Here is a 6,316-nt window from a genome sequence, read left to right as displayed (position 1 = left end):
CCCAGGTGGGAGCACTCCCAGGTCGCCTCCGGATACCGCTCGGCGATCCGCGCAGCAGCGCTGCGCCCCCGCACAGCGCAGCACTGATCGTGCTTGCCGTGCGCGCACACGGCGACCAGCGGCTCCGCTGACGGGGTGCCGGCGGAACCGTTGAGGGGGATCTCGGCGTACCCGACCGGGCCGTCGACCTCGCCCCACCGCAGCGACTCGTGCCCGGGCCGGGCGTCCGCGAGCGCCCACCGCCAGCGTTGCGCATCGGTCTGACGACGACGACCCGGTCTGCGGATCGCGGCCACCCGGACGTCAGCCTCCTGGGCACGCCCGGCGATCTCGCGACCCAGCTCGGGCGGAAGAAGGCCCGGTGAGTCGAGCAACGCTGAATACCCCCACGGGCCGGCCAGTTCGACCATCAGCCACCGCAACCCCCGGGAGCCCGACCCGTCCAGGGGATCGCCGCGGCGCAACGATGAGTCGCTGCACGGCTCCCAGTCCGCAGGCCTGCTCACAGCGCCACCACCACACCCTCCTTCAGTAGTCGGCGGAGGACCACCAGTCCGTCGTCGGCATCGAGGCCGGGCAGCGAACCGGCGCTCACGGGAGCGCCCTCGAGGACAGCGCGCAGGGCGGAAGCGCATACCGCCGGGAACGTCACCGACTTGGTGGGCAGCCTCAACACCACCGTGCCGGGATTGGCGGCGGCGGCGTCAGCGTCGGAGTCGGAGTCGGTGCAGTCCACCCGTGCGTGGAGCCCCTCGCGCAGGTGCAGCCGGGTGTCGGCGTCGAGTGACGCAACGGCGTCGAGGGTGGCCAGCGGGCGGATCGCAGCGGGTCGGGTGAGATCGAGGTACTTGCCAGCCAGCGCGTCGCCGGCGAGACCGCTGAGCTGCTCCTGCTTCTCGGCGATCAGCCGGGCCAGCACGTCGAGGACCTCGCGGGCGTGGGGCTCGGCGCGCGCGGCATCGACCGGGGCGAGCCCGAACGGCAACGACGCCCGCAGCTCCTCCTCCGAGGCCAGTGCCTCGATCATCGCCGTGGCGACGTCGTGCCCGGTCAAGGGGGCAACACCCACCGTGAGATGGATGGAGGTATCGCCCTGCGCCTCGGCGGAGTGGACCCAGCCGCGCGGCAGGTAGAGGCAGTCCCCCGGCTCGAGCACGGTATCGATGACCGGCTCGTCCTTCGCCCGTTCGGCGATCGCCTCGCGGTGATCGGTCCACGGCTGATCCGCAAGCGGATGGTGGTGGACGGGCTCGTGCACCCGCCACCGCTTGGTGCCGGACACCTGGAGCACAAAGACGTCGTGGACGTCGTAGTGCGGATCGAACCCGCGATTCGCGGGCGGAGTGATGTAGGCGTTGGTCTGCACCGGATGCCCGATGTCCGAAGTTATGCCCCGGACGAAGTCGATGATGGGCGGCCAGAACCGGTGCAGACCCTGCAGGACCAGCGTCGCCCCGGCGGCGTACTGCGTGAGCACGCCGTCGGGATCGAGCTGATCGGCGATCTGCGCCCCGAACCCCGCGGAGCGGGTGAAGCACGCCCGGTCGACGAGCGTGCCCTCCCGCGCCATCCGGACGAAGGGCGTGCGTACGCCGCGTTCGGCGATGATCTCGTCGACCATCCCGGGTGTGAGCAGGTCGGAGTAGTCGCGTGGCAGCTCGGCCGCCCGGGTCAGCAGGGGCCGCTGCCCCCACACCCCCGCAGCGAACTCATCCGAGCTGCACGCGACGCACCGATGAAGCGCCCGCAATTACTGGGTGCCGTCAGCGCCGCCGTCGGCACCATCCGGGTTGGAACCGCCGTCGGCCACCCCTTCGCCGGTGTTCGCTGAGCCATCGGCGGAACCGTCCGCGCCGCCGTCGTGACCGTCCGGGTTCGAACCGCCGTCAGCCAGGCCCTCGCCCTCGCCCTTCATGTGGTGGGCGGATCCGTCGGCGCCGCCGTCGTGGCCGCCCGGGTTGGAACCGCCGTCGGCGATGCCCTCGCCCTGAGCGCCGGACGTGGTGATGTCGTCGTCGTTGATAGCCATCTGCGTTCCTCTCGTCGGTGCAGGCGTGAACCTGCAGGGAGTCGTGCGATCTGGCCACGTGTTCCGGCAGCAGGCCGGGACACGAGGGGCGTGCAGTTCCACTATGGCACTGGACCGACCTCTATACGACCGAAGCCGCCGCCGGTTCGGCGTGACCGGGCGGCCGCATCGTTTCCGAGCGGCGGCGGTCCTCGTCGTCGTCGTTGTCGTCGTCGTTGTCGTTGTCGTTGTCGTCGTCGATCTATCCCCGCGCCACCCCGAGCTCGCGGTCGACCCGGGGCGGGTGGGCGTCAGAGGCTGACGCCGCCGGGGCCCCGGCCCAGCGCCTCGGTGACGGAGGCGAACATCGTGGTCTTGATGGCGCCGAGAGTGGTGCGGTCCTTGCCGAGGATCGGCTGGAGACGCCCGAGCGCCGCGGTGACGATCTCGGCCTCCGCAGCGGTCGCGTCGACGAGGCCCGCCTCCTTCGCCTCGGCCCCGGGGTAGCGGTGGCCCGTGCTCATCGCGGTCATGGCCGTCTGCGGGGTCGTCTTGGCCTGGATCAGCGCCGCCATGCCGGGGGTGAACGGGATGTTGATGTCCACCTCGGGGAAGCAGAAGTAGCCGCGGTCGTCGCGCATCACCCGGTAGTCGTGGGCCATCGCGAGCATCGCGCCGCCGCCGAAGGCGTGCCCGTTGACCGCGGCGGCCGTCGGCAGGGAGAACGTCAGGACGCGCGAGAACAGCTCGTGGATCCGGCCGACGTACCAGTCCAGGCGGTCCGAGTTGGCCATGAGCCAGTCGAGGTCGAGGCCGTTGGAATAGAACTTGCCCGACCCCACGGTGACGAGCCCCTTCGCGGACTGCTCGACCTCATCGAGGTGGGCGTTGATCGCGTCGAGCCGGTCCGGGGAGAAGCGGTTCTCGTCGCTACCGAGCGTGAGGACGGCGATGTCCTCGTGGTGGGTCAGGGTCGGGGTCATGCGTGGTCCTCTCGGGTGGTGGGGTTGTGGGGCCTGTTGAAGGCGGGGCCGGGGTTCGGCGCCCGCGGAGCAGCGAGGCGTTCGTACCCTCACTATTCGCCGCGCCGGGGCGCCCCGTGCGGTCGACCGCTACTCGTCAAGAAAATCCTGGATCCACCGGCGAATGTCTACCAGGGTCCCGGCATCCACCTGGCCGGCATGGCCGACAACACGCTGGCGCGAAAGGGTGCGCGCTGCTCGGTCATCGCCCAGGAGTCGCGATCCAACACGTCTCCCCGGAGCAGGACGTGGTTCGACCATCCGCGATCCACCGACGTCACCGGAACCACCATCACGAGAGTATCGGCGAGGGAGATGTGCGCGCGCGACGAGACCACCACCGCGGGCCGGCGACCACTCTGCTCACGACCCGCCACGGGATCGAGGACAACCCATATGACCTCCCCGGGAGTCGGGTCAGGCATCCTGCGCCCGCTCCCACCACTCGGATTCCTCGCGGTAGGACGCCAGATCTTCTGGCGATGTCGCGTCTATCTCCGCACGCAGGCGCTTGAGCCGCCGTTGCTTCTCGGCGAGTGAGGCGAGATACGCAAGATGGTCGCCCAGCGTGCGGTGCTCCTCGGCGGCCTGCCTCTTCAGAAGATCCCGGAGGTCGCGACTCACCTTGATCGTCGTGTGGGACATACCGAAAGTATGCCTTTGGTCATACCGCCGAGACGGCGAACTCCTCGCACGCCCGACGCACGAGAGCCGCCGCCCGGTCTGCGCGACCGGGCGGCGGCTCTCGCCTGTGTGCGACTGCGGGGCCTCGTCGTCGTCGTACTCCCGACCGACTCAGCCCGCGACTGGCCACCCGACCAGCAAGTGCGCTACTTGACCAGCAGCTCCGCGATCTGGATGGTGTTCAGCGCCGCACCCTTGCGGAGGTTGTCGCCCGCCACCATGAGGTTGAGGCCCTTGTTGCCCTCGATCGACTGGTCCTGGCGGATCCGGCCCACCAGCGACTCGTCGATGCCCGCCGCATCCAGCGGGGTCGGCACGTCCACGACCTTGACGCCCGGCGCCTTCGACAGCAGCTCGCGCGCCTGCTCCGGCGTGATGTCCTTGTCGAACTCCGCGTTGATGCTCAACGTGTGACCGGTGAACACCGGGACGCGCACGCAGGTGCCGGCGACCCGCAGCTCCGGCAGGTCGAGGATCTTGCGCGCCTCGTTGCGCAGCTTCTGCTCCTCGTCCGTCTCCTCGGACCCGTCGTCGACGAGCCCACCCGCGAGCGGCAGCACGTTGAACGCGATCGGCGCGACGTACGGGCCGTGGTCATCGACCTTCAGCGCCGAGCCGTCGTGCACCAACTCGTGGCCCGCGCCGACATTGCCGGTGATCTGATCGTTCAGCGTGTCCACGCCGGCGAGCCCGGAACCGGAGACCGCCTGGTACGTCGACACGACCAGGCGCTTGAGGCCGGCCGCGTCGTGCAGCGCCTTGAGCACCGGCATCGCGGCCATCGTGGTGCAGTTGGGGTTGGCGATGATGCCCTTGGGCGGGTTCTTCGCCGCGCCGGGGTTCACCTCGGAGACGACGAGCGGGACGTCGGGGTCCTTGCGCCACGCGCTGGAGTTGTCGACGACGACGGCGCCGGCCGCGGCGAACCGAGGGGCCTGCTCCTTCGACATCGTGCCGCCCGCGGAGAACAGGGCGATATCGATCCCCTCCAGCTCCTCGTCGGGCGTGCCCGCGGTGTCCTCGACGACGATGTCCTCACCGCGGAACGGCAGCGTGGTGCCGGCGGACCGGGCGGACGCGAAGAAACGGACCTTGTCAGCCGGGAAGTCCCGCTCCTCCAGCAGGGCGCGCATCACGCGCCCCACCTGGCCCGTGGCTCCGACTACGGCGACAGTGGTCATCGAAAAGGTCAACTCCTGAAAGTCTCGTCCCGGCCCGCCGCGGACGGGTTCTCCGCCCTGCGCTCGACCGACCGGCAGTACCCCATCCTACCGGGGCCGCCCAGCTCCGACAGCGGCGTGCGTCACACCCGGCCGCGCTTCGGGCACAGACACCACGCAAGGCGAGGCCGGCGCGGAGCGCGGGCGGCGGGGCACGCCCCGCCATCCGGTCGCTCGCCCCCCCGGCCTCGCCGTCCGGAGGAATTCGCCTGTATCGGCCGAGTGGCGTTGCGCAAATTCCTCTTCTCGGCGAGGACCGCGGTGCTCGCCGAGGGGGTCGACGTCCTGGGCCAGAGGCCGTGGCATCGCTATCCACACCCCTCGGCCCCATCCACAGGTCGACGCGGATCCCTGCTCTGCGCCCCTGCCAGTCAACGTCCGCTTGGCAGAGTCACGGTCCGTGAGCGCAGAATCCCGCACCGCCCCCATCCGCACAGCCCCCATCCGCACCCGCGACCTGCGGCACCTGACCGGAAGCCGCGTCACGAACCGCGGTTACACCCGCCTGCACCACGGACTGTGGGTCCGGGACCACGTGCACGTCGACGCCTGGGCGCGGGCCGAAGCGCTCATGACGCTCTACCCGGACGCGACGTTGACCGGGTGGATCGCAGCCACGCTCTATGGGCACGACTTCCCGCCGCGCGAGTTCGCGGACGATGTGGTGGCGCCCGGCCGGCGGATCGAACGGCCCGGGCTGGCGGGCTGGCAGTACCGGATCCCGCCCGAGCACATCCACGTGCTGACGTCGGGACGTTCCCCCGACATCCGCATCGCCAGCCCCGAGTGGGTCTTGTTCGACATCGCTCGTCGCGAACCGCGCGTCGAGGCCATCTGCGCGCTCGACGCCTCCACCACCATGGGCGTCCTACCGATCAGCCGCCTACCGGCCCTGGTGGAGGACATGCACGGCGTCCGCGGTCGCCGGACTGTTCTCGAGAGGATCGAGGAGGTCGACACAGATGCCGAGTCGCCCTGGGAAACCCGGACGCGGCTGTTCCTACTCGAGAACGGTCTGACCGGATTCGTCCTGCAGCACCGGGTCCCCGAGTTCAGGTATCGCCTGGACATCGCCTGGCCGGAGTTGAAGGTGGCGGTGGAATACGACGGAGGGGACCATCGCACGAAAGAGCAGCAGGCGAAGGACGAGATCCGACGGAACCGGCTTCGGGCGGCCGGCTGGTACATCGAGGTGGTCACCGCGACCTCGCTCGTCCGCACCCCCGGCGAGATCCTGGCCCACGTGCGCGCAGCCCTCCACCGCCGCGGCTACGGGAGCTTTCGCGGCTGAACCGACCGATTCGGACGACGAGCCGCGGCGGGTGATCGCCGAGCAGAGGATTTCGCACTGAGCCACTCGGGCGATACAGGCGAATTCCTCT

General features: G+C 70.2%; 8 protein-coding genes and 1 pseudogene. 2 read left to right on the top strand and 7 right to left on the bottom strand.

All coding sequences use genetic code 11. The features are described from left to right. The 3 genes and pseudogenes from G6024_RS15830 to G6024_RS15820 all read right to left on the bottom strand — a co-directional run. Positions 1-410: pseudogene (locus G6024_RS15830) on the bottom strand (sucrase ferredoxin); the annotation flags it as partial. Positions 411-502: 92 nt separating this feature from the next. Then, positions 503-1,750 carry a cupin domain-containing protein gene (locus tag G6024_RS15825; protein WP_159149137.1) on the bottom strand — a complete coding sequence of 416 codons (1,248 nt, stop codon included), beginning with the start codon at positions 1,748-1,750 and terminating at the stop codon, positions 503-505. Further along, positions 1,751-2,029: a hypothetical protein gene (locus G6024_RS15820; protein ID WP_061917080.1), complete on the bottom strand. Its 279-nt coding sequence runs from the start codon at positions 2,027-2,029 to the stop codon at positions 1,751-1,753. Positions 2,030-2,132: 103 nt separating this feature from the next. Between G6024_RS15820 and G6024_RS15815 the strand changes: the two genes are divergently transcribed. Beyond that, positions 2,133-2,330 carry a hypothetical protein gene (locus G6024_RS15815; protein WP_157076978.1) on the top strand — a complete coding sequence of 66 codons (198 nt, stop codon included), beginning with the start codon at positions 2,133-2,135 and terminating at the stop codon, positions 2,328-2,330. On the opposite strand, the gene G6024_RS15810 is transcribed toward G6024_RS15815, so the two are convergent. The 4 genes from G6024_RS15810 to G6024_RS15795 all read right to left on the bottom strand — a co-directional run bounded on the left by G6024_RS15810 (position 2,320) and on the right by G6024_RS15795 (position 4,895). Beyond that, complete coding sequence (locus tag G6024_RS15810) at positions 2,320-2,991, bottom strand: enoyl-CoA hydratase/isomerase family protein (protein ID WP_159149136.1); 672 nt, start codon at positions 2,989-2,991, stop codon at positions 2,320-2,322. The genes G6024_RS15815 and G6024_RS15810 overlap by 11 nt on opposite strands. Positions 2,992-3,158: 167 nt before the next feature. Beyond that, a complete protein-coding gene (locus tag G6024_RS15805; protein WP_235027946.1) occupies positions 3,159-3,455 on the bottom strand; it encodes a type II toxin-antitoxin system PemK/MazF family toxin in 297 nt (98 codons plus the stop codon). Beyond that, positions 3,448-3,675, bottom strand: coding sequence for a hypothetical protein (locus tag G6024_RS15800; RefSeq protein ID WP_061917071.1), 228 nt, complete (start codon positions 3,673-3,675; stop codon positions 3,448-3,450). The genes G6024_RS15805 and G6024_RS15800 overlap by 8 nt, the downstream gene beginning before the upstream one ends. 185 nt (positions 3,676-3,860) lie before the next feature. Next, on the bottom strand, positions 3,861-4,895 hold the full coding sequence (locus tag G6024_RS15795; protein WP_159149135.1) for an aspartate-semialdehyde dehydrogenase: 1,035 nt from the start codon (positions 4,893-4,895) through the stop codon (positions 3,861-3,863). A 439-nt stretch (positions 4,896-5,334) separates the two neighbouring features. Here G6024_RS15795 and G6024_RS15790 point away from each other — a divergent pair, with 439 nt between their 5' ends. Continuing rightward, positions 5,335-6,225 carry an endonuclease domain-containing protein gene (locus G6024_RS15790; protein WP_235027945.1) on the top strand — a complete coding sequence of 297 codons (891 nt, stop codon included), beginning with the start codon at positions 5,335-5,337 and terminating at the stop codon, positions 6,223-6,225. The last annotated feature ends 91 nt before the right edge of the window (positions 6,226-6,316 follow it).

Source organism: Dietzia maris (assembly GCF_014144855.1).
Classification (GTDB): Bacteria; Actinomycetota; Actinomycetes; order Mycobacteriales; family Mycobacteriaceae; genus Dietzia; species Dietzia kunjamensis.
The sequence above is the reverse complement of the archived record's forward strand: the minus strand, read 5'-3'. Positions and strand labels throughout refer to the sequence as shown.

What these genes read in the sequence shown, in the direction of transcription:
- G6024_RS15820 (WP_061917080.1), bottom strand. Translation starts at nt 2,029, where the DNA reads ATGGCTATCAACGACGACGACATCACCACGTCCGGCGCTCAGGGCGAG.
- G6024_RS15815 (WP_157076978.1), top strand. Translation starts at nt 2,133, where the DNA reads ATGGCACTGGACCGACCTCTATACGACCGAAGCCGCCGCCGGTTCGGC.
- G6024_RS15810 (WP_159149136.1), bottom strand. Translation starts at nt 2,991, where the DNA reads ATGACCCCGACCCTGACCCACCACGAGGACATCGCCGTCCTCACGCTC.
- G6024_RS15805 (WP_235027946.1), bottom strand. Translation starts at nt 3,455, where the DNA reads ATGCCTGACCCGACTCCCGGGGAGGTCATATGGGTTGTCCTCGATCCC.
- G6024_RS15800 (WP_061917071.1), bottom strand. Translation starts at nt 3,675, where the DNA reads ATGTCCCACACGACGATCAAGGTGAGTCGCGACCTCCGGGATCTTCTG.
- G6024_RS15795 (WP_159149135.1), bottom strand. Translation starts at nt 4,895, where the DNA reads ATGACCACTGTCGCCGTAGTCGGAGCCACGGGCCAGGTGGGGCGCGTG.